Origin of the sequence: Bacillus sp. B28 (genome assembly GCF_029536185.1) — a bacterium.
Taxonomy (GTDB): domain Bacteria; phylum Bacillota; class Bacilli; order Bacillales; family Bacillaceae; genus Bacillus; species Bacillus halotolerans.
In genome coordinates this window covers 1,658,579-1,684,437 of the sequence record NZ_CP120511.1, presented here as the reverse complement: position 1 = coordinate 1,684,437, position 25,859 = coordinate 1,658,579, and the positions used below count along the sequence as shown (strand labels likewise).

At 45.6% G+C, this 25,859-nt stretch carries 26 protein-coding genes and 1 riboswitch; of the genes, 2 read left to right on the top strand and 24 right to left on the bottom strand.

Going from position 1 to position 25,859, the window contains the following annotated elements; all coding sequences use genetic code 11:
* Positions 1-151 precede the first annotated feature (151 nt).
* Entirely contained in the window at positions 152-340 is a 189-nt protein-coding gene (rpmB, locus tag P3L57_RS08505; RefSeq protein ID WP_003221548.1) for a 50S ribosomal protein L28, read from the top strand.
* A 71-nt stretch (positions 341-411) separates the two neighbouring features.
* On the opposite strand, the gene spoVM is transcribed toward rpmB, so the two are convergent.
* The 17 genes from spoVM to P3L57_RS08420 all read right to left on the bottom strand — a co-directional run bounded on the left by spoVM (position 412) and on the right by P3L57_RS08420 (position 17,995).
* The gene (spoVM, locus tag P3L57_RS08500; RefSeq protein WP_003221545.1) at positions 412-492 is read right to left on the bottom strand and encodes a stage V sporulation protein SpoVM; all 81 of its coding nucleotides are present in this window, start codon (positions 490-492) and stop codon (positions 412-414) included.
* Positions 493-575: 83 nt separating this feature from the next.
* The gene (locus tag P3L57_RS08495) at positions 576-1,220 is read right to left on the bottom strand and encodes a thiamine diphosphokinase (RefSeq protein WP_044155927.1); all 645 of its coding nucleotides are present in this window, start codon (positions 1,218-1,220) and stop codon (positions 576-578) included.
* Between the two features lie 74 nt (positions 1,221-1,294).
* A complete protein-coding gene (gene rpe / locus P3L57_RS08490) occupies positions 1,295-1,948 on the bottom strand; it encodes a ribulose-phosphate 3-epimerase (RefSeq protein WP_044155928.1) in 654 nt (217 codons plus the stop codon).
* A gap of 3 nt (positions 1,949-1,951) precedes the next feature.
* On the bottom strand, positions 1,952-2,854 hold the full coding sequence (rsgA, locus tag P3L57_RS08485) for a ribosome small subunit-dependent GTPase A (RefSeq protein ID WP_044155930.1): 903 nt from the start codon (positions 2,852-2,854) through the stop codon (positions 1,952-1,954).
* 14 nt (positions 2,855-2,868) lie between these two features.
* Complete coding sequence (gene pknB / locus P3L57_RS08480; RefSeq protein WP_069486517.1) at positions 2,869-4,818, bottom strand: Stk1 family PASTA domain-containing Ser/Thr kinase; 1,950 nt, start codon at positions 4,816-4,818, stop codon at positions 2,869-2,871.
* Complete coding sequence (gene prpC, locus P3L57_RS08475; RefSeq protein ID WP_044155932.1) at positions 4,812-5,576, bottom strand: protein-serine/threonine phosphatase PrpC; 765 nt, start codon at positions 5,574-5,576, stop codon at positions 4,812-4,814. The genes pknB and prpC overlap by 7 nt, the downstream gene beginning before the upstream one ends.
* Positions 5,577-5,582: 6 nt before the next feature.
* Positions 5,583-6,674 carry a dual-specificity RNA methyltransferase RlmN gene (rlmN, locus tag P3L57_RS08470; protein ID WP_059352895.1) on the bottom strand — a complete coding sequence of 364 codons (1,092 nt, stop codon included), beginning with the start codon at positions 6,672-6,674 and terminating at the stop codon, positions 5,583-5,585.
* 3 nt (positions 6,675-6,677) lie between these two features.
* Positions 6,678-8,021, bottom strand: a complete 1,344-nt coding sequence (gene rsmB, locus P3L57_RS08465; protein WP_044155935.1) for a 16S rRNA (cytosine(967)-C(5))-methyltransferase RsmB — start codon at positions 8,019-8,021, stop codon at positions 6,678-6,680.
* Entirely contained in the window at positions 8,008-8,961 is a 954-nt protein-coding gene (fmt, locus tag P3L57_RS08460) for a methionyl-tRNA formyltransferase (RefSeq protein ID WP_059292801.1), read from the bottom strand. Before fmt ends, rsmB begins: the two co-directional genes overlap by 14 nt.
* A 4-nt stretch (positions 8,962-8,965) precedes the next feature.
* Positions 8,966-9,448, bottom strand: a complete 483-nt coding sequence (def, locus tag P3L57_RS08455; protein WP_069486516.1) for a peptide deformylase — start codon at positions 9,446-9,448, stop codon at positions 8,966-8,968.
* A gap of 26 nt (positions 9,449-9,474) precedes the next feature.
* Entirely contained in the window at positions 9,475-11,892 is a 2,418-nt protein-coding gene (priA, locus tag P3L57_RS08450) for a primosomal protein N' (protein WP_264798517.1), read from the bottom strand.
* Positions 11,889-13,109 (bottom strand): bifunctional phosphopantothenoylcysteine decarboxylase/phosphopantothenate--cysteine ligase CoaBC, encoded by a 1,221-nt coding sequence (coaBC, locus tag P3L57_RS08445; RefSeq protein ID WP_044155938.1) that lies wholly within the window; start codon positions 13,107-13,109, stop codon positions 11,889-11,891. The genes priA and coaBC overlap by 4 nt, the downstream gene beginning before the upstream one ends.
* 78 nt (positions 13,110-13,187) lie before the next feature.
* Positions 13,188-13,391 (bottom strand): DNA-directed RNA polymerase subunit omega, encoded by a 204-nt coding sequence (rpoZ, locus tag P3L57_RS08440; RefSeq protein WP_003221520.1) that lies wholly within the window; start codon positions 13,389-13,391, stop codon positions 13,188-13,190.
* Between the two features lie 3 nt (positions 13,392-13,394).
* Positions 13,395-14,009: a guanylate kinase gene (gene gmk / locus P3L57_RS08435; RefSeq protein WP_024121355.1), complete on the bottom strand. Its 615-nt coding sequence runs from the start codon at positions 14,007-14,009 to the stop codon at positions 13,395-13,397.
* Positions 14,010-14,016: 7 nt separating this feature from the next.
* Positions 14,017-14,286: an extracellular matrix/biofilm regulator RemA gene (remA, locus tag P3L57_RS08430; RefSeq protein WP_003154355.1), complete on the bottom strand. Its 270-nt coding sequence runs from the start codon at positions 14,284-14,286 to the stop codon at positions 14,017-14,019.
* A 76-nt stretch (positions 14,287-14,362) separates the two neighbouring features.
* Positions 14,363-15,238, bottom strand: a complete 876-nt coding sequence (locus tag P3L57_RS08425; RefSeq protein ID WP_024121354.1) for a YicC/YloC family endoribonuclease — start codon at positions 15,236-15,238, stop codon at positions 14,363-14,365.
* A gap of 84 nt (positions 15,239-15,322) precedes the next feature.
* Positions 15,323-17,995 carry a calcium-translocating P-type ATPase, SERCA-type gene (locus P3L57_RS08420; protein ID WP_044155940.1) on the bottom strand — a complete coding sequence of 891 codons (2,673 nt, stop codon included), beginning with the start codon at positions 17,993-17,995 and terminating at the stop codon, positions 15,323-15,325.
* 121 nt (positions 17,996-18,116) lie between these two features.
* Between P3L57_RS08420 and rqcH the strand changes: the two genes are divergently transcribed.
* The gene (rqcH, locus tag P3L57_RS08415) at positions 18,117-19,829 is read left to right on the top strand and encodes a tRNA modification protein RqcH (protein WP_069486514.1); all 1,713 of its coding nucleotides are present in this window, start codon (positions 18,117-18,119) and stop codon (positions 19,827-19,829) included.
* Between the two features lie 38 nt (positions 19,830-19,867).
* On the opposite strand, the gene sirC is transcribed toward rqcH, so the two are convergent.
* The 7 genes from sirC to P3L57_RS08380 form a co-directional block, all read right to left on the bottom strand.
* Positions 19,868-20,356: a precorrin-2 dehydrogenase gene (gene sirC, locus P3L57_RS08410; RefSeq protein WP_059335812.1), complete on the bottom strand. Its 489-nt coding sequence runs from the start codon at positions 20,354-20,356 to the stop codon at positions 19,868-19,870.
* Positions 20,337-21,122 (bottom strand): sirohydrochlorin chelatase, encoded by a 786-nt coding sequence (sirB, locus tag P3L57_RS08405; protein WP_069486513.1) that lies wholly within the window; start codon positions 21,120-21,122, stop codon positions 20,337-20,339. Before sirB ends, sirC begins: the two co-directional genes overlap by 20 nt.
* Positions 21,123-21,896 carry a uroporphyrinogen-III C-methyltransferase gene (gene cobA, locus P3L57_RS08400; protein WP_059292807.1) on the bottom strand — a complete coding sequence of 258 codons (774 nt, stop codon included), beginning with the start codon at positions 21,894-21,896 and terminating at the stop codon, positions 21,123-21,125.
* Positions 21,897-21,996: 100 nt separating this feature from the next.
* A complete protein-coding gene (gene cysC, locus P3L57_RS08395; RefSeq protein WP_044155946.1) occupies positions 21,997-22,590 on the bottom strand; it encodes an adenylyl-sulfate kinase in 594 nt (197 codons plus the stop codon).
* 12 nt (positions 22,591-22,602) lie between these two features.
* Positions 22,603-23,751, bottom strand: a complete 1,149-nt coding sequence (gene sat, locus P3L57_RS08390) for a sulfate adenylyltransferase (RefSeq protein WP_059352888.1) — start codon at positions 23,749-23,751, stop codon at positions 22,603-22,605.
* A 48-nt stretch (positions 23,752-23,799) separates the two neighbouring features.
* Positions 23,800-24,864 carry a sulfate permease gene (cysP, locus tag P3L57_RS08385; protein ID WP_044155948.1) on the bottom strand — a complete coding sequence of 355 codons (1,065 nt, stop codon included), beginning with the start codon at positions 24,862-24,864 and terminating at the stop codon, positions 23,800-23,802.
* Positions 24,865-24,875: 11 nt separating this feature from the next.
* Positions 24,876-25,577: a phosphoadenylyl-sulfate reductase gene (locus P3L57_RS08380; protein ID WP_024121347.1), complete on the bottom strand. Its 702-nt coding sequence runs from the start codon at positions 25,575-25,577 to the stop codon at positions 24,876-24,878.
* 158 nt (positions 25,578-25,735) lie between these two features.
* Positions 25,736-25,841: riboswitch (SAM riboswitch) on the bottom strand.
* Positions 25,842-25,859: the final 18 nt, after the last annotated feature.

The following is a 25,859-nucleotide window of genomic DNA, read 5'->3' as shown; positions in this document are numbered from 1 at the left end:
ATGTCAAGTGAATTTTCTTGAAAGATGATGAAACAATAGTTGCAAACGTTTTTTAGCTGTGGTAAATTATTTAAAGTATCCATATCGAAAGCATCTAAGAACATATGAAAGTGAAAAAGTAGATGTTTTGTGCAAGTGAGGAGGGAAACAAATGGCACGTAAATGCGTTATCACAGGTAAAAAAACAACAGCTGGGAATAACCGTTCTCACGCAATGAACGCTTCTAAGCGCACTTGGGGCGCGAATCTTCAAAAGGTTCGTATCCTTGTGAACGGAAAACCTAAAAAAGTATATGTATCTGCTCGAGCTTTGAAATCCGGTAAAGTTGAGCGTGTATAACAAAATGAACGCCTGCCCTGATATGTGGCAGGCGTTTTTATGTGGTGAAAGGGGGCTTGAACCCCTGGGCTTTAATCTTTTCTAAATGAGCCCAGCATCGCCCGGACAATTCCTCCTAAAAACTTCGGCAATTTAATGGTGTAAAATTTCATTTTTGTCCCCTCCTATAAGTCCCGTAACCGCCTGTTCATCGCTTTAAGGTTCATTAATTTCAACAAATGAGTGAAAGCAGAAGCTAATCCGTGCTTCTTATCATTATTAATATGCCTTTCGCAAACGAAAAAGTACCTCGTGAATGAATGAGTTCGTTACTAATACATAGTGTTGAACCAAGCGTAATATGACACTTATTTAGCGGATATTTAAAACCGGTGAGAGTCAGCTCATTTACTTCTTCTGTAAATGGGATGAAGGAGATATACCGTTTGTTTTGATCGATAAGAAGAGAATATTCGCCTGGAGAGAACATCTGAATATCATTCTGTTTGTCTATAAGCTTCATTTTCGAATTTGTTTTTACTCCCCTGTACAGCAGCTGAATATTTCCTAAAAAGTGATCTGCTCTGCCTCCCGTAATTCCGAAGATTTGAATGACATCCGGCTGCTTTTCGAGGGCCCAATCAAGAGCGAGGTCTAAATCAGTTTGATCTTTTTCTGCCTGGTACACATGGAGAGCGGGCGCGGCTTTTTCGATTTGCCGGCGTTCCTGCTCCGTAATGCTGTCAAAATCTCCGAAAGCTTCATCAGGAATGATGCCGGCATCTAAAAGCGTGACTGTGCCCTTGTCAACCCCGACCCAGATCGTGTGATCAGCCGTATAACCAGTCAGGTCGGGGATCAAATCTTTTGGGCCTCCCGCAACGATATTGATTTTTCTCATCTCTTTTTCCTTTCTGCTTCTGGGTACAGGAAAAAGAGCTCGGGCTAAATATTCCCGGCTCTTTCTCCTGCTGCTTATTTGTTTCCTCTTATCTCAGAAATAGCTTTTTCGCGGTCAGTTTGGCCATAAACAGCAGAACCGGCAACAAGTAAATTTGCGCCCGCTTCGATGACTAGCGGGGCTGTTTCTTTGTTGACGCCGCCGTCTACTTCAATTAGCAGATCATGTTTCCCTTTTTCCTCTGCCATTCGTTTCACTTCTTTTATTTTCGGAAGAACAGAATGAATAAATTTCTGTCCGCCAAATCCAGGGTTCACCGTCATTAAGAGTACGAGATCAAGTTCTTCAAAAATATGCTCAATTACTTGAACAGGTGTATGCGGATTCAGGACAACGCCAGCTTTTACACCCTGCTCTTTCATAAGCTGGATTGTCCGGTGAAGGTGCGGACAGGCTTCGGCATGTACAGACAGGATATCTGCTCCAGCTTTTGCGAAAGCCGGGATATAACGGTCTGGCTCTTCAATCATTAAATGTACATCCAGGGGCAGTTTTGTCACCGGACGAATGGCTTCTACAATCAGCGGCCCAATCGTAATATTCGGGACAAAATGGCCGTCCATGACATCAACATGAATGTAATCGGCTCCGCCTTTTTCTACATCTTGAATCTCCTTGCCTAAAGCGGCAAAATCAGCGGAAAGAATAGAAGGTGCAATCTTTACCATGATCTAATACCTCGGCTTTCTGTCTTTGATCTCTGTGATAAATTCAACATAATGGTCGTAGCGGTACTGCTTTAATTCCCCTTCTTCAACAGCTTGTTTGACTGCACATTTCGGCTCTTTCAAATGCAAACATCCTCTGAATTTGCATGATGCGCTTTTTTCTCTGATGTCAGGGAAGGTGTAGCCCAGCTCTCCTTCTTCAATATCTGTAAACTCAAGAGAGCTGAAACCCGGCGTATCCGCAACCAGACCTCCGGACGTGTGAATGAGCTCCACATGGCGGGTTGTATGCTTCCCGCGGCCTAAATGCTCGGAAATCTCGTTTGTTCTCAAACCCAGCTCGGGACTGATCGCGTTGAGAAGCGAGGATTTTCCAACCCCCGACTGGCCGGCAAAGACCGTTGTTTTGCCGCGGAAATGCGGGATGATCTCCGTTAAACTTTCTTGGTCCTTAGAAGAGGTAAGAAATACGTCATAGCCAATGTTACGGTAGTCTTCAGCATACGCTTGAATGAGCTTTTGTGTATGTTGATCTTCAATTAAATCCATTTTTGTAATACAAATAATCGGCTGGATGTCATTCGCTTCTACGAGAACCAAGAAACGGTCGAGCAATGCTGTGCTGAAAGATGGCTGCATCGCCGAGAAAACAAGCACCGCTTGATCAACGTTGCAGATCGGCGGCCTGATAAGTTCATTGGTTCTTTCTTTAATCTCCAGAAGATATCCTTCTTTATTATTTTCAGCTTGATAAACAACATAATCACCGACCAAAGGGGTGATTTTATTTTTTCTGAAAATGCCTCTTCCTCTGCATTGTATAACTTTTCCGTTATTTGAATCCTCTGATTCATCCAGTACGTAATAAAAGCCGCTAAGCGCTTTAATAATTTTGCCCTCAGGCATATTTTCCCTCCTTGTTATTCATCTTTCGGATACTCAATTGTTTTGTAGCTGACGACTTTATTATTGACCATCACTTGATAGTACCCTTTTTGGCCAGGTTCAATCTTCAGTTCGATCGTCCGTTCTGCGGGCTCTTTAATCTTAAAATGTTCGTAAGTGTCAGAAATGCTGTGGTCCGCGTCGTCAATCGCGATTTGCACCTCCAGCTCGTCCCCTTCGTTTTCAGGCTCATATGGAATCTTGACTTTTTCTTTCACTGTTTTCGCCGGTTTTTTCTCAGGTCCGAGAGAAAATATCACTTCGACCTCATTTCCCGGCTTTAGGGCCGTTCCCGCTGCCGGCTTTTGTTTGACAACCTGTCCTTCCGGAACGTCATCTGAGTACGCTTCTTTTTCCACCAGCTTGAGCCCGTTATCTTCCAGATATCCTGAGGCTGCTTCTTTACTGTATGTTTTTAAATCTCTGAGCGTAATATCTTCCGGCCCGATGCTGACTGTGAGCTTAACTTGATCTTCGTCCGGCACAAGTTCGGTCCCTGCTGACGGATTCTGATCTATGACAGTGCCGGCGTCTTTCTCATCATTATTTACTTCATCCACCGTTACATTTTTAAAGCCCTGTTCCTTTAACACTTTTTTTGCCTTGTCGACTGATTGGTCCGTCACATCACCGATCTGCTTTTTTGCTTTACCTGTGCTCTTATAAAGCGTAACCGTTGCCCCTTCTTTAACAGTGGACTCGGCTTTAGGATCGGTTTTGACCATCAGGCCTTCTTCGATCTTCTCATCTGAGATTTCCAATACGTCTGAATCTACCTGCAAGCCTTCTTTTTCTAGAAGATCTGCCGCTTTCTCATATTCCATCCCTGCTACATCGGGTATTTTGACATCCTTAGGCATAAAAAGAGAAGGAAAAACAGTGACGGCGAGAACTCCTGCCGTGATAAAAATCAGGCATATGGTGAGCAAAATCCACGGCCATTTTTTTCTCTTTGCTTTTTTCTTCGTTTGGTTTTCTTGAGGAAATGTCATGTCAGCTTCGGTTTCATTAGAAGCTTTCGCAAGCTCTTCATCCTTAATAATCGGAATCGCTTTCGTCATTTCTTCATCATCTTGAATCGTAAATTTCTTTTCGTTGAGCCTGTCCGCGTCAAAAGCTGTTCGAATATCTTCTTCCATATCTTCAGCAGTTTCATAGCGATGAAAAGGATCTTTGGCGGTTGCCTTTAATATAATGTTTTCAACGCTTTGGGGTACTGAGGGATTCCACCTTTTCGCTGAAGGGGTTTCAGCCTGAAGATGCTTTAAGGCGATGCTGACAGCCGATTCTCCATCAAACGGGATTCGGCCGGTTAACAGCTCAAATAAGACAATCCCAAGCGCATAAATATCTGATTTTTTTGTGGCCAGACCGCCCCGCGCCTGTTCGGGGGATAAATAATGGACTGAGCCCAGCACAGAATTGGTGTGGGTGATTGTTGTCGAAGTCAGTGCAGTCGCAATTCCAAAATCCGTTACTTTGATATTGCCCATATGGTCGATCAAAATGTTATGCGGTTTAATATCCCTGTGGACAATATGATTTTGGTGGGCATGGGCAATGGCTGAGACAATTTGCTCCATGATGCTGAGCGCTTCTTTGGGATGAAGCGGCCCATTTGCTGTTATGTATTCTTTTAGCGTCATGCCCTCTACGTATTCCATGACAATATAGTAAATATCATCTTCCTCGCCCAAATCATAAATGCTGACAATATTCGGGTGATCAAGACTTGATGCCGATTGGGCTTCTCTTCGGAAACGCCTGATAAACTCATTGTCATTCACATAGTCAAACCGCAGGATTTTGATTGCGACTTCACGATCAAGAATAATGTCCTCAGCTAAATAAACGTTGGCCATTCCCCCGCCGCCTATGGCACGGAGAATCTGGTAACGCCCGCTGATTCGCTTGCCGATTAGCACTGATCTTCACCCTCTTCAACATGTAAAGCAAGCTCAAGCAACACTGCTGTAATATTGTCTTCCCCGCCATTCTCATTGGCTTTGTCCACAAGCAGGTTTACTTTTTCCTGAGGAGCTGAATCGCTTTGCAGGATGTCTTTTAATTCAGTGACTTCCACTTTATTCGTCAGTCCATCAGAACATAAAAGGAGTTTATCTCCGGGTTCAATTTCGAAAGAACGTGCGTCAATACTGACAGATTGATCTGTTCCGAGCGCCTTCGTCAGCACATTTTTACGCGGATGATGCTCAGCATCTTCTCTGGAGATTTCACCGGTGCGAACCAGTTCATTCACAAGAGAATGATCCTCTGTCACCTGAACGAAAAGATCGTCCTGAAGCAAATAGCATCTGCTGTCGCCTATATGAGCAACGGAAACCGTTTTGCCTGTAAAAAGAGCGCATACAATGGTTGTTCCCATGCCTTGGCATTCTTCGTGCGCTTGGGCATGATCGTAAATCTTGCTGTTTACCGCGAGAATCTGTTCAATGAGCCACTCTTCACACTCTGACGGCGCTGCAGGAATCGTATCTGCCTCATTCCATTTCTCTCCCATGGCTTTCACAGCCATCTTGCTTGCAACATCTCCAGCAAGATGGCCGCCCATGCCATCAGCGACAACCGCTAATACAAAATCGTCTTTCCCCTTAAAAATACCCGCATCATCTTCATTATGCTGGCGGATTTTCCCTGTATCTGTTTTTAAGGCTGTTAACAACCCTCATCACCTCGTCTCGTCTTGACGCTCCTTCGCGCGAAGCTGACCGCAGGCTGCGTCAATGTCATGGCCTTGCTCTCTTCGGATCGTGACATTTACTCCGCGGGATTTCAGCGTTTTCTCAAAAGCAAAAATCTGCTCGCGCGGTGTGCGGACGTAATCCCGTTCAGGCACATAGTTTACCGGAATCAAATTCACGTGGCATTTTACGCCTTCCAGCAAGTCTGCAAGCTCTTCAGCGTGCTCGACCTGGTCATTTACGCCGCCGAACAGACCGTATTCAAAGCTGATCCGGCGTCCTGTTTTATTAATGTAATATTTAACGGCTTCCATTAAATCAGGCAGCTTGTACGCTCTGTTAATCGGCATCAAACGGCTTCTGATTTCAGTATTTGGCGCGTGCAGAGAAATCGCAAAGTTAATCTGCATTTGCTGATCAGCGAATTCGTAGATTTTCGGGATGATTCCGCTTGTAGAAACAGTAATATGGCGGGCACCGATGTTCAGTCCCTTATCATGGTTAATGATCTTTAAGAACGCAAGCATTTCGTTAAAGTTATCAAATGGTTCGCCAATTCCCATGATGACGACAGAGCTGACGCGTTCATCCGTTTCATCCAGCGCTTTTTGAACTTTCACCACTTGAGCGACAATTTCGCCCGCTTCAAGATTTCGTTTTAAGCCGCCGAGCGTTGATGCGCAGAATGTGCAGCCAATGCGGCAGCCGACTTGTGTCGTTACACATACAGAATTACCATACTCGTGTCTCATTAAAACGGTTTCGATTGTATAACCGTCGTGAAGCTCGAATAAAAACTTCATCGTACCATCTTGAGAAGTTTGTTTAACAGCTGTTTTCAGCGTCGTTAATACGAAATGAGTGTTTAATTTCTCACGCAGATCCTTTGACAGGTTTGTCATTTCGTCAAAAGAAGATACTCGTTTTTCGTAAAGCCATTCAAAAATCTGTGCCGCGCGGAACGGTTTCTCTCCGTTGTCTGTCAGCCATTGTTTGATTTCGTCTAATTCAAAAGAATAAATTGAAGGACGCTCTGTCCGCAATTCTTTTCTGCTCTTTGTTTTTTTAAGTTCTGTCATTGCTTATCCCTTCTTTCTCATGCTGCAAATAAAGAAACCATCTGTTCCGAAATAATGCGGAAGGATTTGAAGCCTCCCATCCCGAACAAAGGGTCTCGCCTTTTCGGGCAGCCGCTTTTCAAGAGACAAATCGGGTTCAAAATCAGGATGTTCTTGTATAAACGCATGGATAACTTCTTCATTTTCTGTCCGATCCATTGTACACGTACTGTAGACAAGAGTGCCACCTTTTTTTACTAATGGCGCAATTTCCCTTAAGATAGACAGCTGGATTTCAGCAAGCCGGGAGCTGTCATTTGGGGTTTTGGTGTATTTCATATCCGGCTTTCTTCTGATCACGCCAAAGCCTGAGCATGGAGCGTCAACCAAAATACGGTCAAACTGTTCACTTTTAAACGTTTCTCCCGCTTTTCTCGCGTCCATTGTTTTCGCATCAATAATGGAAAGGCCAAGCCGTTCTGCCGCTTCTTTGATCAGCTTCACCTTATGTTTGTGAAGGTCAAGCGATGTCACACTTCCCTTGTTCTCCATTAATTCAGCGATATGGGCTGACTTTCCGCCCGGCGCCGCGCACGCATCAAGCACCGTTTCACCTGGCTTAGGGTCAAGGGCCCGGGCAACCAGCATGGAACTTTCATCCTGGATGGACACTTCACCGGTCTGGAAGAAGTGAGTTCCGGCGATTGTACCCTTTACAAGCTTCACAGCGTCTTCGGCGAGATCGCCTTTTTCTGCTTCGATTCCTTCAGCTGCCATTTGATCAAGTATCTCCGCTCTGTCTGTTTTCATTTGATTGATACGCAGCGTTTGCTTAGGCGGAATGAGATGAATGCGGCAAATCTTTTCAGCCGCATCAAATCCGTATGCGTCTGCCCACTCTTTCACGAGCCATTCAGGATGGCTGGTTTCTGTCGCAAGCCTGAGAACAGGATCTTCGACAGCGTCAAAGGAAGGGACTCCTTCACGCTGTATAGAGCGAAGCACGCCGTTGACAAATGAGGCAATGCCTTTATGCCCTCGGTTTTTAGCAATCTCTACCGCTTCATGGATGACTGCCCGGTCCGGGATTTTTTCTAAATATTCCATTTGATATAAGGACAGGCGGAGAAGCTGGATAACCCACGGCTTCACCTTTTGCGGCTTGTTGATAAACGGCTTGAGCATATAATCCAGCGCAATTTTGTTTTGCAATGTACCGTACACGAGTTCAGTCAAAAGCCCCCGGTCCTGATCGCTCAATTTATTGGATTTAATAACCGATTTCAGGAGCAGGTTACTGTATGACTGATTTTGTTCTAATTTGACCAGCGCCTCCAGCGCAATATCGCGAACGCTATTTGTTTTCATTGTGTACTCCTAACATATCACCTGTCTCAACATGGGCGCCACGGACAAAGTCTTCGCCTCGCATACGTTTTTTGCCGGCAGGCTGCAACTCTGTTAATAACAGTGCCGTATCGTTTCCTGTGGCGACGATAATTCCTTCTTTTTCGATAGCAATGACTGTGCCGGGCTCGGCTTTTGCCGGCGCCGCTGTTTTCTTGGCCGCCCACACTTTCAGGTTTTGTCCATTTAAAGTCGTATAGGCAACAGGCCATGGGTTTAAACCTCGAACTTGATTATAAAGCTCTTCTCCCGCTCTGGACCAGTCAATCAGCTCTTGTTCTCTTTTAATGTTTGGCGCATACGTCGCTTTCTCGTCATCCTGCTTTTCAGGTGATATGTCGCCGGCTATAACTTGAGGAACTGTTTCAGACAAAAGCTTCGCGCCAGCAACGCTTAATTTATCGTGCAGGGTTCCGACATTGTCGGTTTCTTCAATGTCTACTTCCACTTTTGAAATCATATCGCCTGCATCTAATTTTTCCACCATGTACATAATGGTAACTCCGGTTTTTTTCTTTCCTTGGAGAATGGAATAATGGATAGGAGCCCCGCCTCTCAGTTCAGGCAAAAGAGACGCATGGACATTAATGCATCCGTACTTAGGGCTGTCGAGAAGCTCTTTAGGCAGAATTTGCCCAAACGCTGCCGTCACAATAAGATCCGGTTTTAATGCCAGCACCTTTTCAATTTCTTCTTTCAGTCTGACTTTTTCAGGCTGAAGAACCGGGATACCGTGACGCAAAGCTTCTTCCTTCACAGGCGGAGGCGTGAGCACTTTTTTTCTGCCCTTCGGACGGTCCGGCTGCGTGACGACCCCCACTACTTCATATCCGTCATCTATCAGGGTTTTTAACACAGGAACTGAAAAATCGGGTGTTCCCATAAACACGATTCTCGTCATCAAATCATCCTTCCATATCCGCTAGTTCATCTTCTGTATAATATTTGCTTATTTTTGATGTGAACAGCACGCCGTCCAAGTGGTCCATTTCATGTTGCACAGCTCTCGCGAAAAAGCCTCTTGCTTCAAGAATAAACGGTTTTCCCTGACGGTTATACGCCCGCACTTTCACATAATCGGCACGTGTGACATCTCCGTAGACGCCGGGAAAACTCAGGCATCCTTCAACTCCGGTTTGCTCGCCGTTTTGTTCAAGAATTTCCGGATTCACAAGGTCAATTCTGCCGCTTTCTTCTCCGATATCAACAACAGCCGCTCTTTTTAAAATACCGATTTGCGGCGCTGCCAGTCCGACTCCATCCATTTCGAGCATGGTATCGTACATATCATCAAGCAGTTTTTTTAGCTTTTTATCAAAAACAGTCACGGTTTCCGCAGGCGTTTCCAAAACCTCCGCGGGATGTGTGACGACCTTTTTTACTGCCAATTCATTACCCTCCAAGACGTGAGATCTTACATCATCATATAAGGATTCATATCAATTGAAATCATTACATGTTTTTGTTCAATTTCGCGTTTATAATGTTCCAGTATCTTCTTCAATAAAGCTGATATCTGGGTTTCCTGTTTGTATTTTATCACGCATTGATAGCGATATCTATCTTTGATCCTGGCGATCGGCGATGCGCTTGGACCGAGTATTTTCGTATCCGCCCCGCAGTTTGCTTTCAGAAAGTGTGCGATTTTCTCAGCCGTTACAGCCGCTTTTGCCACTTCCTCGTGAGAAACCGTCACAAGAGCCAAATAGTAATACGGCGGGTAGGATTGCTCCCTCCTGTGTGCCATTTCTTGCTGATAAAACGTTTCATAATCATGCGTTTTCGTCAGCTGGATGCTGTAATGGGACGGTGTATACGTTTGAATGATGACATTGCCGGGTTTTTCATGTCTTCCCGCGCGGCCGCTGACTTGTGTTAGCAGCTGAAACGTTTTTTCGGCAGATCTGAAATCAGGAATGTGCAGTGTTGTGTCAGCGCTTAAGACTCCGACAAGTGTCACATTCGGAAAATCAAGCCCTTTCGCAATCATTTGCGTTCCAAGAAGAATATCTGCTTTGCCTTCTCCGAAAGCAGACAATAATTTTTCATGGGCACCTTTCCGAGAGGTCGTATCAACATCCATCCGTATGACTCTTGCATGTGGCAGCACCTTTGTTAATTCTTCTTCCACTCTTTGTGTTCCCGTTCCGAAAAAACGGATATGATCGCTCCCGCATTCAGGACAAGTATGCGGAACAGGCTCTTCATGTCCGCAATAATGACATTTCATCCTCTGGCCGGAACGGTGATACGTCATGGAAATGTCGCAGTGAGGGCATTGCGGGACATATCCGCAGTCCCTGCACATCACAAAGGAGGAATAGCCCCTTTTATTTAAAAACAGCACAGCCTGTTCACCCTTGGCAATGGTTTCTTCAAGCTTTTCCATCAATTCTATTGAAAACATAGAGCGATTGCCGTTTCTGAGCTCCTCTCTCATATCCACAAGCGAAACCTCAGGCATCACTTGGTGATTGACGCGGTGTTTCAGCGAAAGCAGCTCGTACACTCCTTTTTGCGCCCGTGCATATGACTCTAACGTCGGTGTAGCACTGCCTAACACAACCGGACAGCGGTGGTGCTCCGCCCGCTTGATCGCTACCTCTTTCGCATGGTAGCGCGGCATTTCCTCTTGTTTATAGGACGATTCATGCTCCTCATCGATGATAATCATCCCGAGATTTTCAAACGGGGCAAAAATAGCGGACCTCGCACCCACGACAAGCCGTACTTCCTTGCGGTGGATTTTGCGCCACTCGTCATACTTTTCACCAGTGGATAACCCGCTGTGCATCACGGCTACCTGAGAGCCAAAACGCCCTTTAAATCGATGAACCATTTGCGGCGTTAACGATATTTCCGGTACAAGTACGATGGCTTCTTTTCCTTTCGCAAGCACTTTTTCAATCGACTGGAGATAAATTTCCGTTTTGCCGCTTCCCGTCACTCCGTGCAGGAGAAACACCTGATGTTCATTGTTGTCTAACGTCCGGCGTATCGGCTGAAAGGCCGCGCTCTGCTCGTCTGTCAGCGGCAGCGGTTCTGTTTTTTTGAACATTTTGTCCTGATAGGGGTCTCTGTAAACCTCTTCATAGGTTTCTTTCAGAAGCCCCTTTTGGATCAGGGTCTTGATGGTGGCCGAGCTTGCGTCTGTTTTTTTGCACAGGTCCGCAGCAGATATTTTCGTGCCTTCCGGTTCCGTCATGAAAAAGTGCAGGATCGCCTGCTGTTTGGCCGCTTGTCGGGTTAAACCCTCAGCCTGCTTGGAGAGCTCTTCTTTACCGGCATTGGCCTGAATATACCTGACCATTTTTTTGTTCGCTTTTTGCGCCACTTTATAAGTTACATCGATATGGCCTTTTTGAACCTGCTTCTGGATGATTTTCAGCGTATCGTGATCAGGTATATCGGAATACAGCAAGCTCTTTGTTTCAGAAAACAGCCGTTCTACCTGCGGCGGGATATCCGCACCTTCCGTAATCTTCAGCTCTTTTTCATATTTTGCCTTTAATGCGGCAGGCAGCATCGCTTGAAGCGCCGTAATCTTAAAAGACAGCGTTTTGTCTGACAGCCATGAAGACAAATGCATCAGCTCTTCTGTCAAAACAGGCGTAAGATCTAATAAATTCTCCACTTCTTTGACAGATTTACCTGAGAGATCAGACGTATCTTTGACAGCTGTCACAAACCCTTGAATTTTACGGGGGCCAAACGGAACAATGACCCTCATTCCCGTTTTGATCATACCTTTAAGATGGTCTGGGATTTTGTAATCAAACGGCCTGTCTATATTTTTGGTGCTGACATCAACGATGACTTCGGCAAAATTCATGAGTGCTCTCCGGTTTGTTTTAAGAGGGCTGCGACTTCTCCAAGAATATCAAACGAAACATCGAGCTTAGACATCTTCGGCAGCTCGCGTTTGCGCCCGTCTTTGAAAAAGAGCGTCACAATATTCGTATCAGCACCAAAACCGGCCCCTGCCGCTTTCACATCATTCGCCACAATCATGTCAAGATTTTTGGCAGAAAGCTTTTTGCGGGCGTAATGTTCAACATCTTGTGTCTCAGCAGCAAAACCGACTAACAGCTGATGCTGTTTTTTCTCGCCCAGTTCTTTTAAGATGTCGACCGTTCTTTTTAATTCAAGGGTCATTCCGCCGTCTTGCTTTTTCATTTTTTGGTCAAATACTGTTTTTGGCGTAAAATCGGCAACAGCAGCTGTTTTTATGACGACGTCGCTTCTCTCATACACAGAGAGCACCGCATCGCGCATGTCCGCAGCCGATTGGACAGAGATAAACTGAGAAAGCCCTTTAGGGACATCAAGAGAAACCGGCCCTGAGATCAAGGTCACGTTTGCACCAAGCCGCACCGCAGCCTCAGCTAATGCGTATCCCATTTTACCCGTCGATTTATTCGTAAAAAAACGCACAGGATCAACTGCCTCCCGTGTCGGGCCTGCTGTGATCACCACTTGTTTCCCTTCTAAAGGCGCGTCTTTTTCTTCTGCAAAATGCTTTTCCGCAAGCTTCACGATGTTTTCGGGTTCTTCCAATCTTCCTTTTCCGACGTAACCGCATGCTAAATAGCCCTCGCTCGGTTCAATAAAACGAAAACCATCCTGATAAAGGACAGAAATATTGCGTTTGACTGCCGGATGGTCATACATATGCACATTCATGGCGGGCGCAATCCATACCGGCGCTGTTGCCGCTAATAAGGTTGTTGTCAGCATATCATCAGCAATGCCGTTGGCCAGCTTTCCAATCACATTGGCCGTAGCCGGCGCAACAATAATCAGGTCGGCCCAGTCAGCTGCGTCAATATGAGAGATGACGCTTGGATTTTGTTCTTTAAATGTATCTGTATATACTTCATGGCGGCTCAATGCCTGAAATGTCAGCGGTGAAACGAACTGGCACGCAGATTCAGTCATAATGACTTTAACATTTGCCCCCGCCTGCACCAGCTTGCTTGTCAGCGCACAGGCTTTATAAACAGCGATGCCTCCGCTCACGCAAAGCAACACATTTCGATTGTTCAGCAATGACTTCTCCCCCTCTGCAATTTACAACAGCACGGAAAAAAATAACAACCTACATGATATAGGTTGCTACTTGTGCTACTATTCGCGGTCTTCCTTTTCAAACGAAAGCAGGCCTGCATCAATTTCTTCTAAAGCTTTGCCTACATATTTGTGTGAAATCGTATGTTCAATCATCTGGTCTTTTTTGATTTGCATTTCACGCGCGCGTCTTGCAGAAACGGTTACGAGCGTGTATTTCGAATCCAATTTATTCATTAATGAGTCAATTGACGGATCTAACATCAGTTATTCAACCTCCAGCATTTTCTTATATCTTGGTGCAACGCGCTCACGCTTCAAATGTTCAGCGAGAACGATTGCTTTGATTTTGTCGCAAGCCGTTTCGACATTATCATTTTCTACGACGTAATCATATGCGTCCATCATTTCGATCTCAGCTTTTGCGGCTTTCATGCGATTTTCAATCAGAGCATCTGTTTCCGTTCCTCTTGTCACAATTCTGTTCTTCAGTTCAGAAAGACTCGGAGGCGCAAGGAAAATAAACAGACCTTCCGGGAAAGCATTTCTCACTTGAAGAGCGCCTTGAACTTCGATTTCTAAAAAGACGTCTTTTCCTTCTTGGAGCGTCTGTTCAACATAATCGACAGGAGTGCCGTAATAATTGCCGACATATTCTGCCCATTCAAGCAGTTTATTGTTTGCAATCATTTGCTCAAATTCTTCTCTCGTTTTGAAAAAATAATCGACTCCGTTCACTTCGCCCTCTCGCGGGTTTCTCGTTGTTACTGAAATCGAATACTCGAATTTTGTATCTTCTTGCGAAAAAATCGCTTGCCGAACCGTTCCTTTACCAACTCCTGAGGGACCTGAGAGAACGATTAATAAACCTCTTTCTTTCATGCGGCAATTATCCCTGCCCTTCATCCATAATTTCTTCTTTAACAGAAAGTCTGTGTGCAACTGTCTCAGGCTGGACGGCAGATAAGATAATGTGATCACTATCCATGACGACAACTGCACGGGTTCTTCGTCCGTATGTAGCGTCAATTAGCATTCCGCGGTCTCTTGCATCCTGGATCATCCGTTTGATTGGCGCAGACTCCGGGCTGACAATCGAAATCATCCGATTGGCGGAGATAATATTGCCAAATCCGATATTAATCAGTTTAATCGTCATCTTCTACGTTCCCCCTGTAAAATAGACGTCTCTAGTTTAGCCTAGCAAGTCCGTCTGTAAACAATACGCACAGTCACTATTCTATATTTTGCACTTGTTCTTTTATTTTTTCAATAGAACTTTTCATTTCGACGACAAGCTTTGTGATCTGGTGATCATTTGCTTTTGAGCCGATTGTATTTGCTTCCCGATTCAGCTCCTGGACAAGAAAGTCGAGTTTGCGCCCGACAGCTCCGCCTTCAGCTAATATATCACGAAACTGAGCGAAGTGGCTCTTCAGCCTTGTAATCTCTTCTGTAATATCAGAGCGATCTGCAAAAATAGCGCATTCTGTAACAAGCCGGCTCTCATCCAACACGTCTTCGGTCCATTCTTTTATTCTGGCGTACAGCCGTTCCCTGTAACGAGACACCGCATCGGCTGCCAAAGATTCGGTCTTTTCGGCCAGCTCTTCAAGCTGGTCAATATGCATCAGACAGTCTTTGGCTAGAAGCAGCCCCTCTTTTTCGCGCATCTCACAGAGTCCTTTTACGGCTTCCTCTGCAGCAGCTGTTATTAACTCCTCAAGCTTTTCATTTTGTGTCTGCTCCTCATGAATCTGGACGACATGATCAAGCTTGAAGAAGTCCATGACATCAGGCTCTGCGGACAATTGATATCGCTTTTTCATATCCTCTGCAGCTGCGACAAACTCATCGAGAAGCGGCCAATCAATGTCAAGCCTTCTCTCTACAAGCATATCACTGTCAACGGAGACGAAAAGCTCAATTCTTCCGCGCTGTATGTACTGCAGAATCGTCTGTTTCAGCTTATCTTCTAAATATAGCAAAGGCCTTGGCAAACGAGCGTTCACTTCTTTAAACCTGTAATTCACAGATTTAAGTTCAACGCTTACAGAGAGATCATCTTGTGTTTTGCTTGCACTGCCGAAGCCTGTCATACTTCGTATCATAAATAAAACACCCAATTTCTTCCCTGTTCTCAAAATAAAAGGGCAATAGACATGCTATTACCCCTAAGATTATATCATATGAATTTATTTTTTTCTTGTCAAAAGTGACCCCGCCAGCAAAAAAGTAGGGATGGCCGACATGCCGATGACCAGCATCCAGTCTCCCGGCGTGATGGCAACCGTATGGAAAATCGGCTGAAGCGGCGGATAGTAAATGACCACCAGCATCAGTAAAATCGATGACAATACAGCGCCGATCAGATACAAGTTTTCAAACGGATTTCTGGAAAAAACGGACGTTTCGCTCCGGCAGTCAAATACATGAATGAGCTGAGCCAGCACCAACGTCGCAAACGCAATTGTCTGCGCATAAGACAAATTCTCAGGATTGCGGTGATAGACGATGATAAAAGCCAAAATCGTGGCAGCACCGATTAAAAACCCTCTGGAGACCACCTTCCATCCAAGCTTGCGGGCAAACACCCCTTCTTTCGGGTGACGCGGCTTCCGCTTCATCACGTCTCCTTCCGGCTGATCCATGCCGAGCGCCATCGCCGGCAATCCGTCTGTCACCAAGTTGACCCACAAAATCTGAATCGGCACGAGCGGCAAAGGAAGGGCAAGCAGCATGGCGAAAAGCATGACCAGAATTTCTCCTACGTTAGAAGCCAGCAGGTATCGGATAAATTTTCTAATATTTTCATAGATATTTCTGCCTTCTTTAATCGCTGATTTAATGGTTGCAAAATTATCATCTACGAGAATGAGGGATGATGCTTCCTTCGCCACATCCGTTCCTGTAATACCCATGGCAACGCCGATATCAGCCTGTTTGATAGCCGGCGCGTCATTGACGCCGTCTCCTGTCATTGCAACGATATGTCCGTTTTCCTGATACGCTTTGACAATTTTCAATTTATGCTCAGGAGAAACGCGGGCAAACACATACACATCCTCCACTACGTCAGAAAGCTCTTCTTGCGAAAGCTCATTCAGCATCTGGCCGTCCATGATTTTTCCGCTTTTCGGGAGGAGGCGCAAATCTTTCGCTATAGCTTTTGCTGTCTCAACATGATCCCCTGTAATCATGACCGTCTTAATTCCCGCTTCACGGCATTCTTTAATCGCCTGTCTGACTTCAGGGCGCGGCGGATCTATGATGCCTGAAAGGCCAAGCATTGTCAGATCTTTTTCCGCCTGCTCCATTGACGGTGTTTCCCCTGCTTTTACCGGTCTATAGGCAACCGCAATCGTTCGGAGCGCCTGGGAAGCCAATTGCCGTAATACTGCCTCTGTTTCTGCTTTTCTCTCATTTGAGAAAGGAGCGGCAGAGCCGTCATAATAAATACGGGCGGACCGCTGCATCAGTACATCCGGCGCGCCTTTCGTAATGATATAGCGCTTTCTGTCCTGATCCTCTACAATGACAGTCATCATTTTTCGGGCTGAATCAAATGGAAACTCCTCAACCACCCGGTAATGGGATTCCACAAACTCCTTTGAAAAGCCGCCTTTTCTTGCCGCGGTGAGCAGCGCTCCCTCTGTCGGATCTCCGTCAAGCACATAGTCACCGTTTCTATTCTCAATATTCGAGTTGTTACAAAGCGCTCCGAACAACAGCATTTGCTCCAGAGGCTTATGCTCATTCACACTGACCTCTTTATCGTTCAGTGTGAAGCCTCCTTTCGGATCGTAGCCCGTGCCCGACACTCTCCACGTTTTTCCTCCGGACCATACATGTGTGACCGTCATTTTGTTTTGCGTCATTGTTCCTGTTTTGTCTGAACAAATAATAGAGGCACACCCAAGCGTCTCAACCGCCGGAAGCTTTCTCACGATTGATTTTTGCTTGATCATACGCTGTACACCCAATGACAGCGCTACTGTCACAATGGCTGGCAGCCCTTCTGGAATGGCGGCTACCGCTAGCGAAACACCGGCTAAAAACATACTGTACAGATCGTGTCCCTGGATCACGCCGACAGCGACAACAAGTACAGTGAGCAGCAAAGCGACAACAATTAAAATTTTCCCGAGCTGCTCGAGCCTTCTTTGCAGCGGGGTTGACAGAGTTCCCGCCGATTCAAGCATGTCAGCGATTTTCCCCATAGCCGTGTTCATTCCTGTACCGACGACAACACCGACACCGCTGCCGCGGGTGACGATGGTTCCCATAAAGGCCATATTCGTAATATCCCCCAGCGACACATCGGGTTTTTTCAATTTATCCGCATGTTTCACAACCGGGATTGACTCTCCGGTTAACGCTGATTCTTCAATTTCCAGGCTTTTCGCTTCGACAATGCGGACATCTGCCCCAATCCGGTCGCCGCTTGTAAACTTCACAATGTCGCCCGGCACCAGTTCTTTCGAAGGGATCTTTGTCCAGCTTCCTTCCCTGAGTGCCATCACATGAGGAGTTGACAGCTCTTTTAATGCCTGGAGAGATTGCTCTGCACGTCTTTCTTGAAAGAAACCGAGTATGCCATTCACAAACACAATCGCAATAATCGCAACCGCATCTACATATTCACCAAGAAAACCTGAGATTAACGTTGCCGCCAGAAGCACAAGCACCATAAAATCTTTGAACTGCGCGAAAAACAAGAGAAGCGCTGATGTTTTTTTCCCTTCTTGCAGCTCGTTTGGCCCATGCTTGTCGAGGCGTTTTTTCACCTCTTTTTCAGTTAATCCTTGTTTCATGGACGTATTTGTTGCCTCTAATAAGTCTGTTTGTCCCATTTCATGAAACTTCATTCCGCTCGTCCACTCCCCTGCTCTCGTATAGAGATATCACTCTATAAGCATGCTTATTCTGACTCGTCCCATTTCATGCTATAATTATCGAATGCAGGAAGAATGAGAGGGTGTATTATATATGTCGTTTGATGGCATGTTTACATACGGAATGACACACGAACTGAACGAGCGAATAATGGGCGGACGGATCACGAAAGTCCATCAGCCTTATAAGCACGATGTGATTTTTCACATCCGCGCCAATGGAAAAAACCAAAAGCTTTTATTATCGGCACACCCAAGCTATTCACGGGTGCATATCACGGCACAAACGTATGAAAACCCGAGTGAACCGCCGATGTTTTGCATGCTGCTAAGAAAGCATATTGAAGGCGGATTTATTGAAAAAATTGAACAGGCGGGCCTTGACCGCATTATGATTTTTCATATTAAAAGCCGTAATGAAATCGGCGATGAAACGCATCGAAAGCTTTATGTCGAAATTATGGGCCGCCACAGCAATATCATTCTGACGGACGGAGAGGAAAATGCGATCATCGACGGGCTGAAGCATTTATCACCGTCAATGAACAGCTATCGCACCGTACTGCCGGGCTACGATTATAAGCTTCCGCCGGCCCAGGACAAAATCTCACCGCTAGAAGCGACTGAAGATGACATGTTGCGTCATCTCAGTTTTCAAGAAGGACGGCTAGATAAACAAATTGTTGACCATTTTTCCGGTGTTTCTCCGCTCTTCGCAAAAGAAGCTGTACACAGAGCGGGCCTTGCCAACAAAGTGACACTGCCAAAAGCGTTGCTGGAGCTCTTTGCAGAGGTAAGGGAGCACCATTTCAACCCTAACATTACGACTGTTAACGGGAAGGAATATTTTTATCTGCTGGAGCTGACTCACCTTAAAGGAGAAGCACGCCGCTTCGATTCATTAAGTGAGCTGCTGGACCGTTTTTATTTCGGAAAAGCTGAGCGGGACCGGGTTAAACAGCAGGCTCAGGATCTTGAGCGGTTCGTTGTGAATGAGCGGAAAAAGAACGCCAACAAAATCAAAAAACTGGAAAAAACACTGGAGTATTCGGAAAACGCTAAGGAATTCCAGCTTTACGGGGAATTGCTGACCGCAAATTTATATATGATGAAAAAAGGCGACAAGCAGGCTGAAGTCATCAACTACTATGATGAGGAAAATCCCACAATCGCCATCCCGCTGAATCCGAACAAGACGCCTTCAGAGAATGCACAGGCCTATTTCACTAAATATCAGAAGGCGAAAAACTCAGTTGCCGTTGTCGAAGAACAAATCAGGCTGGCTCAGCAAGAAATTGAATACTTCGACCAATTGATCCAGCAGCTGTCTTCCGCTTCTCCGCGCGATATCAGTGAAATCAGAGAAGAGCTTGTGGAGGGGAAATATTTACGTCCTAAGCAGCAAAAAGGGCAGAAAAAACAAAAACAGAACAACCCTGTTTTAGAAACATACGAATCCTCTTCCGGCCACACTATTTTAGTCGGCAAAAACAACCGTCAAAACGAGTATTTAACGACCAAAGCAGCTGCCAGAGACGACATATGGCTTCACACGAAGGATATCCCGGGCTCCCATGTTGTCATCAGAAGCAGCGAGCCGGATGAACAAACAATTATTGAAGCCGCCACAATTGCAGCTTATTTTTCAAAAGCAAAAGATTCAAGTTCTGTGCCTGTTGATTATACAAAAATCAGGCACGTCAAAAAGCCGAACGGCGCAAAGCCCGGATTCGTGACTTATGACAGCCAGCATACCGTCTTTGTCACGCCTGATGCGGATACTGTCATCAGACTGAAAAAAAGCTGATTTATATAAAGAAAAGCCAGAGCAGCAACTGCTCTGGCTTATTTATTTCTTCTGATCTGATAAAGCCTGTCTACTTCGCTGACAAAGTCGCCGTCAATGAGCATGTCCACTTTTTCAGCAAGTTCCTTCGTATGCTTTGGACTGGCTCCGTTTGTCGAAACAGAAACCGTAACATGCCCTCTTTTTACGATTTTCGGCATGTACACATTGCCCAGCTCAGCGTCACTGGCACAGTTGACAAGCTGGGAAGGCGATGCATTTTGAGCGATCTCTTTATTCACAGCGGCGTCATCCGTCGCGGCAATAATCAAAAAAGCGTCGAGATAATCCTCTTTCTCAATCTTCCGGCTCAGCCACTTGATTTGGCGATTGTCTGCCATCTGCCTGATTTCCGGTTCCGCAACCGGACTGACAAGCGTAATATCCGCTCCATCAGAAAGCACTGTTTTTAACCTTCTGAGCGCAATACTGCCGCCCCCTGCGATCACAACCTTTTTCTTCTGCAAACTAATGTGAAGCGGGAGCATATGAGCCTCCGTCAAAATTAAATTGCCCCTCATGGTTGTCAGCAGTTTCTTTTACACGATTTAAAAATGCCTTTTTCACATGCGGGTGGAAACCGATATAGGAAGAGAGGTAGACATTTGGATTTTTGGCCTTCAATTTCCAGACCTCACGTTCAATCTCATTCATCAGCATCCCGGTAAACAGCAAATACGGAACAATAAAGGTCGTCACGCCTTCATCTTTTTTCAGCTCAGAAAAAACATCTTTGTAATTGGGACCGCATGCTGTCATAAAACATGGAATCACTTCCTTGACGGGCATGATGTTTTGGAGCAATCCGGCAATGCCGGTTACGTCTCTTTTTACATCTGGGTCTGAGCTTCCCCTGCCGATGAGCACAACCCTCGCGTTTTCGTACGGAACGCCTATGTCTTTAACACGATGATAGACAGCTTTGACAACTTCTTCGTCAATCCCAATTGGACTTCCGTATGAGATATGGATTGAAGGATACCGGGACGCGGCACGGGCAATTTCTTCCGGAATATCATGTTTTGCATGAGCAGCCGTTAAAAGAAGCAGAGGCACCACTGCGATATGAGTGGCGCCTTGCTTCACACATGCTTCAAACCCTGTCTCAATTGCCGGCTCCTGCAGCTCTAAAAAACTGATTTCCTGAACAGGCGCAGAGATGTGCGCTTTGCATCCTTCCAAAAATGCAGCGGCCTCTTGCTGAGCCTTTTTTACCCGGCTGCCGTGGCCGACATATAAAATCGCTTGTTTCATTTACAACGCCTCGCTTAAATCTTGTTTTTTCAGCTCAGATTCAAACCATTCCAGCTTATAGTGATAATTTACAACATTTCCAACAACAATTAAACTCGGATTTTTAATGTCTTCTTTTTTCACCGTTTCTGAAAGGGTGTCAACTGTACAAAAAACAGATTTTTGCTTGTCCGTTGTTCCCCAATGAATAAACGCTGCCGGAGTATGACCGTCCCGGCCGTTTTCCAAGAGTTTTTTTTCGATCTGCTGCACATTTTTAATGCCCATATAGATGACAAGTGTATCAATCCCTGTGGCCAGCGCTTTCCACTTTTCCTCAAAATCCTCTTCTTTTTTATAATGCCCCGTTACAAAAGCCACGTTAGAGCCCGCGTCCCGATGAGTGACAGGAATCCCGGCATAAGCAGCCGCCGCGATTCCCGATGTGATACCGGGGACAATTTCAAACGGAATGCCATTTTCAGAAAGGCATTCCGCTTCTTCCCCTCCTCTGCCGAACACAAATGGGTCTCCGCCTTTCAATCTGACAACGGTTTTCCCTTTTTGCGCATACTTCACAAGAAACCGATTGATGGTTTCCTGCTTCATTGTATGAAAATCTGGAAGCTTCCCGCAGTAGATCAGGTCCGCCTGCTCCTTGGCATATTGCAAAATCTCTTTATTTACTAATCTGTCATATAGGATTACATCAGCTTTTTCAATGGCTTTCAGCGCTTTAATTGTCAGCAGATCAGGATCTCCGGGACCCGCTCCTACAATATATACTTTCCCCATCGTCTTTCCCCCGATCTATTCGAGTTCTTCCAGAACGTTCGCTGTGATGTTATTCTTGTTTGCATTTTCGGCATCTGAGAAGAACACAGCTGAGCGGCGTTTAGCTCAGTTGCTGCTTTACAAACTCGATCAGCTGATTTTTGCACTCTTCACGATCATATTGTCCTGAGTCAAGGACGAGCTCAGGAGCTTCCGGTTCTTCATAAGGAGAATCAATGCCTGTGAAGAACGGAATCTCTCCGTTTCTTGCTTTTTTGTAGAGTCCTTTTGGATCTCTTTGTTCACAAATATCGAGGTCGCATTTAATATAAACTTCATTAAATTCGCCTGCTTCCACAAGCTGGCGGACCTGGTCTCTGTCCTCACGGAAAGGAGAGATAAAAGCAGTAATGACAATGGTGCCCTGCTGCACAAAAAGTTTCGCTACCTCTCCGATTCGGCGGATGTTTTCTTTTCGGTCTTTATCAGAAAAACCGAGATCTTTATTTAAACCGTGGCGAATGTTGTCACCATCCAGCACAATAACTTGGTAGCCTTGCTCAAAAAGTTCTCTCGCAGCAGCATTGGCAATGGTTGATTTGCCTGATCCGCTTAAGCCCGTCAGCCAGAGAATGGAGCTTTTATGCTTGTTTTTTTTCTGATACTCTTCTTTTGTAATAGAGGCTTCATGCCATACGATATCGCGATTTGTCACTGCCAGTCCCCCTTAAGAAACGCCTGCTTCTTCTTTTTTCTTCATGCCTTTGATTAACACCTCTACAACTTCTGCGCGGCTGAATTCTGCAGGCGGCAGTACACCGTCTCTCAGCATCCCTCTCACCTTGGTGCCTGATAAAATCACGTGGTGCTCTCGGCCGTGCGGGCACGTTTTTGCTGTTCCCATATTTCCGCATTTTTCGCAGAAGAAGCTGTGCTCAAATTTCAGCGGTGTAATGCCGAGTTCTTCAGGTTTAAATGTGTCAAACAGCTCCTGGGCTTCGTACGTGCCGTAATAATCACCGACACCGGCGTGATCGCGGCCGACAATGAAATGCGTGCAGCCGTAGTTTTTTCTGACAAGCGCATGGAAAATCGCTTCTCTCGGACCGGCATAACGCATTGCAGCCAAGAAAACGCCAAGGAAAACTCGCTCTTTCGGGTAATAGTTGTCAAGAAGCACTTGATAGCTTTCCATACGGACATCAGCGGGGATGTCATCAGATTTTGTTTCGCCGACAAGCGGGTTTAAAAACAAACCGTCCACTGTCTCAAGAGCCGTTTTTTGAATATATTCATGCGCTCTGTGAACAGGATTTCTCGTTTGGAAACCGACAATTGTTTCCCAGCCTTTTTCTGCAAACTGGCGTCTTGTTTCCGTCGGTTCAAATGTAAACTCAGGGAATTGTTTGAAAGCTTTTTTAATCAGTGTGATCGGACCGCCGACATATGTATCACCGCGGCTGAACAGCTTTTTTACACCCGGATGAGCCTGATCATCCGTTTTATACACGTTAACAGCTTCTTTTTGTTTGTCAGGCACGTATAAGTCTTCGATTTGGATAACGCCGTATGTTTCTCCGTCATACGTTAATTTTACTGTTTCGCCGACTGACAGTTCGGCTGCTTTTTGTGCATCTACCGGCAGCGTGATCGGAATAGACCATACAACACCGGAAGCAAGACGCATGTTTTCAACAACAGATACGTAATCTTTCTCATTTAAGAAGCCTTCGATCGGGCTGTATCCGCCGATTCCGATCAATTCCAGGTCAGCAAAAGAAATCAAATCAAGTTCAATTTCTTTCTGAATGCCGCTTACCTCATACGACTCATTTACTCGGTTTACCAGTTTTCCTCCATGTGGTGCTAAGCTCATAATATTCATTTCCTCCTAGTTAACAGATAAAATAACTCAGATTAATAGTTAGATTCCCCCGCCTTGATCGTGGACAGAGCGTCTCTCTTTACGAATGGCTTTTGTCAGGCTGACGGCACCGCCTGCCGCTAAAAGCACACTAACCATGATAAAGATTGAATAATAATCCGCCTTTAAAAACATAGATACAAGCAGATAGGAGATGGATAAAGATAAAAACGGCGACACGATCCATACTTTCAGCATCGTTTGAACGACCTGTTTATGAAATACGTTTGGTCCGTTTTTCGCCATGCCTATTCCGATAATAGACGATGACGTTACTTGCGCCAAGGGCACCGGCATTCCAAATATAGAACTGATGATCACCAGCCCTGCTCCTGTTCCGGATAGGAGAATGCCTTCCCCTTTTGAAAACCGCGTGATTTTCTTCCCGTTTGTTTCTAACACCCTGCGGCCTAAGATCAGTGCGCCCAGGGCTACAAAAACTCCCCCATACAGGGTTCCTTTCGCTACATCCAGTACGCCGGCAGCCACTAACGGTCCAACAGCATTCGCTACATTGTTCATGCCCGCAGAGAATGCTTCAAAAAAACCAGCGCATAGCAAAAGGATGCCAAGGATGTTTTGTTTACGGGAAGACGTAATTTCGATCTTAAAATAACGAAACAGCTTTGCTACAAAAAATGTAAAACCAAAAGCGAACAGCGGAACGAAAATCCAAAATGAAACAATAATCAGAAGATTGTTTACAAACAATACTTTGTACGCAACGCCCACACCGACAACCGCCCCGACTGTGACTTCACTTGTCGATAAAGGAATGCCGAGCAGATTAGCTGTAAAAAGCGACAGTGCAGCAGCCCCGATAATGATGCAAACAATCGTCAGCGTGATCGTCTGTTCCGGGATAATCCCAGAGCTGATGGTTTTCACAACTTCGCCCCCGCCAATGACAGCCCCGGCCAGAACACCAACAGCACATATGATCAAAGCGTAGGTTTTCTTTTTGATGGCCCCAGAGCCGTAAGCAACTCCCATTGAAGCTGCAGCGCCGCTTGCGCCAATATTTACTGCGAAAAACAAGCTAAATAAAATAGCGGCTAATTCCATTTTGCAGCTCCTTATTCATGCAGTCCGCATTCTGTTTTCGCCATACCGTTCCATCTGCCTGAGCGCAGGTCCTCTGCGGTAAATGCAGGTGACGTACAAGGCGCGCAGCCGATACTTGGATACCCTTGATCGTGGAGCGGATTGTAGTCCAACTCATTCCGAGAGGTGTATCTCCAGATGTCTTTCCAAGTCCAATGGATAAGCGGGCAAACTTTTACTGATTTGAATTTCTCATCTTTGTTTAAGAAATTCGTATTGGCACGGCTTGGCCCTTGATCGCGGCGCAGGCCGGAAAGCCATGCCGGGTGGCCGGAAAGCGCCTCTCTTAAAGGAACGATCTTTCTGAGATAGCAGCATTGATTCGGCTCTCTTTCCCACAGTTTATCACCATGTTCTTCCGCCTGTTCCTCAAGAGTAAGGTTCGGTTTCTTCAGGATGATATTGAGGCCGGGATAGCGCTCTTTCACGCGTTCTATCGTTTCATAGGTTTCTTTAAAATGAAGCCCTGTATCGAGAAATACAATCTCTGCGTCTTTTTTCACTTTATAGATTAAGTCAATCAGAACGATTCCTTCAATTCCGAAACTGCAGGCATAAACAAGCTGATTGCCGTAATGGCCGTAAGCCCATTTTAAAACTGACAGCGCCCCTTTATAAGGATCGTCCTCCGGAAATGTAATCGTTGGTTCTTCCCAATTATCGTACGTTAACATTTCTTCTTTCCTCCTTTCGGAGACAAACAAACAGTAGCTTTCTGCCGGTTGTCTTTCCCAATTGTAATGTGATGCGGCTGCTGTTATCTCCGTAAACAGCCCCTCTTAAAATAAAAAACTTTCAATCCGGCGGAAAGAAAGACAGGAACTGCATGTAGCCCTTATCTTTCAAAATGGAATACATTTTGCTGGAAGTAGCACCTTACACATTGTGCAGGTTGCCGGGCTTCATAGGACCAGTCCCTCAGCCGCTCTTGATAAGTTTTTCAGATTTGTAGTAAA

Excerpts from the sequence above, each read along its gene's own strand:
- sat (WP_059352888.1), bottom strand. The coding sequence starts at position 23,751 with ATGAGCTTAGCACCACATGGAGGAAAACTGGTAAACCGAGTAAATGAG.
- P3L57_RS08495 (WP_044155927.1), bottom strand. The coding sequence starts at position 1,220 with ATGAGAAAAATCAATATCGTTGCGGGAGGCCCAAAAGATTTGATCCCC.
- rpmB (WP_003221548.1), top strand. The coding sequence starts at position 152 with ATGGCACGTAAATGCGTTATCACAGGTAAAAAAACAACAGCTGGGAAT.
- sirB (WP_069486513.1), bottom strand. The coding sequence starts at position 21,122 with ATGAAACAAGCGATTTTATATGTCGGCCACGGCAGCCGGGTAAAAAAG.
- gmk (WP_024121355.1), bottom strand. The coding sequence starts at position 14,009 with ATGAAAGAAAGAGGTTTATTAATCGTTCTCTCAGGTCCCTCAGGAGTT.
- fmt (WP_059292801.1), bottom strand. The coding sequence starts at position 8,961 with ATGACGAGAATCGTGTTTATGGGAACACCCGATTTTTCAGTTCCTGTG.
- P3L57_RS08425 (WP_024121354.1), bottom strand. The coding sequence starts at position 15,238 with ATGATACGAAGTATGACAGGCTTCGGCAGTGCAAGCAAAACACAAGAT.
- spoVM (WP_003221545.1), bottom strand. The coding sequence starts at position 492 with ATGAAATTTTACACCATTAAATTGCCGAAGTTTTTAGGAGGAATTGTC.
- rpe (WP_044155928.1), bottom strand. The coding sequence starts at position 1,948 with ATGGTAAAGATTGCACCTTCTATTCTTTCCGCTGATTTTGCCGCTTTA.
- P3L57_RS08420 (WP_044155940.1), bottom strand. The coding sequence starts at position 17,995 with ATGAAGTTTCATGAAATGGGACAAACAGACTTATTAGAGGCAACAAAT.
- cobA (WP_059292807.1), bottom strand. The coding sequence starts at position 21,896 with ATGGGGAAAGTATATATTGTAGGAGCGGGTCCCGGAGATCCTGATCTG.
- rlmN (WP_059352895.1), bottom strand. The coding sequence starts at position 6,674 with ATGACAGAACTTAAAAAAACAAAGAGCAGAAAAGAATTGCGGACAGAG.
- remA (WP_003154355.1), bottom strand. The coding sequence starts at position 14,286 with ATGACGATTAAACTGATTAATATCGGATTTGGCAATATTATCTCCGCC.
- rsmB (WP_044155935.1), bottom strand. The coding sequence starts at position 8,021 with ATGAAAACAAATAGCGTTCGCGATATTGCGCTGGAGGCGCTGGTCAAA.
- rsgA (WP_044155930.1), bottom strand. The coding sequence starts at position 2,854 with ATGCCTGAGGGCAAAATTATTAAAGCGCTTAGCGGCTTTTATTACGTA.
- cysP (WP_044155948.1), bottom strand. The coding sequence starts at position 24,864 with ATGGAATTAGCCGCTATTTTATTTAGCTTGTTTTTCGCAGTAAATATT.
- rpoZ (WP_003221520.1), bottom strand. The coding sequence starts at position 13,391 with ATGTTAGATCCGTCAATTGACTCATTAATGAATAAATTGGATTCGAAA.
- rqcH (WP_069486514.1), top strand. The coding sequence starts at position 18,117 with ATGTCGTTTGATGGCATGTTTACATACGGAATGACACACGAACTGAAC.
- priA (WP_264798517.1), bottom strand. The coding sequence starts at position 11,892 with ATGAATTTTGCCGAAGTCATCGTTGATGTCAGCACCAAAAATATAGAC.
- P3L57_RS08380 (WP_024121347.1), bottom strand. The coding sequence starts at position 25,577 with ATGTTAACGTACGATAATTGGGAAGAACCAACGATTACATTTCCGGAG.
- sirC (WP_059335812.1), bottom strand. The coding sequence starts at position 20,356 with ATGCTCCCGCTTCACATTAGTTTGCAGAAGAAAAAGGTTGTGATCGCA.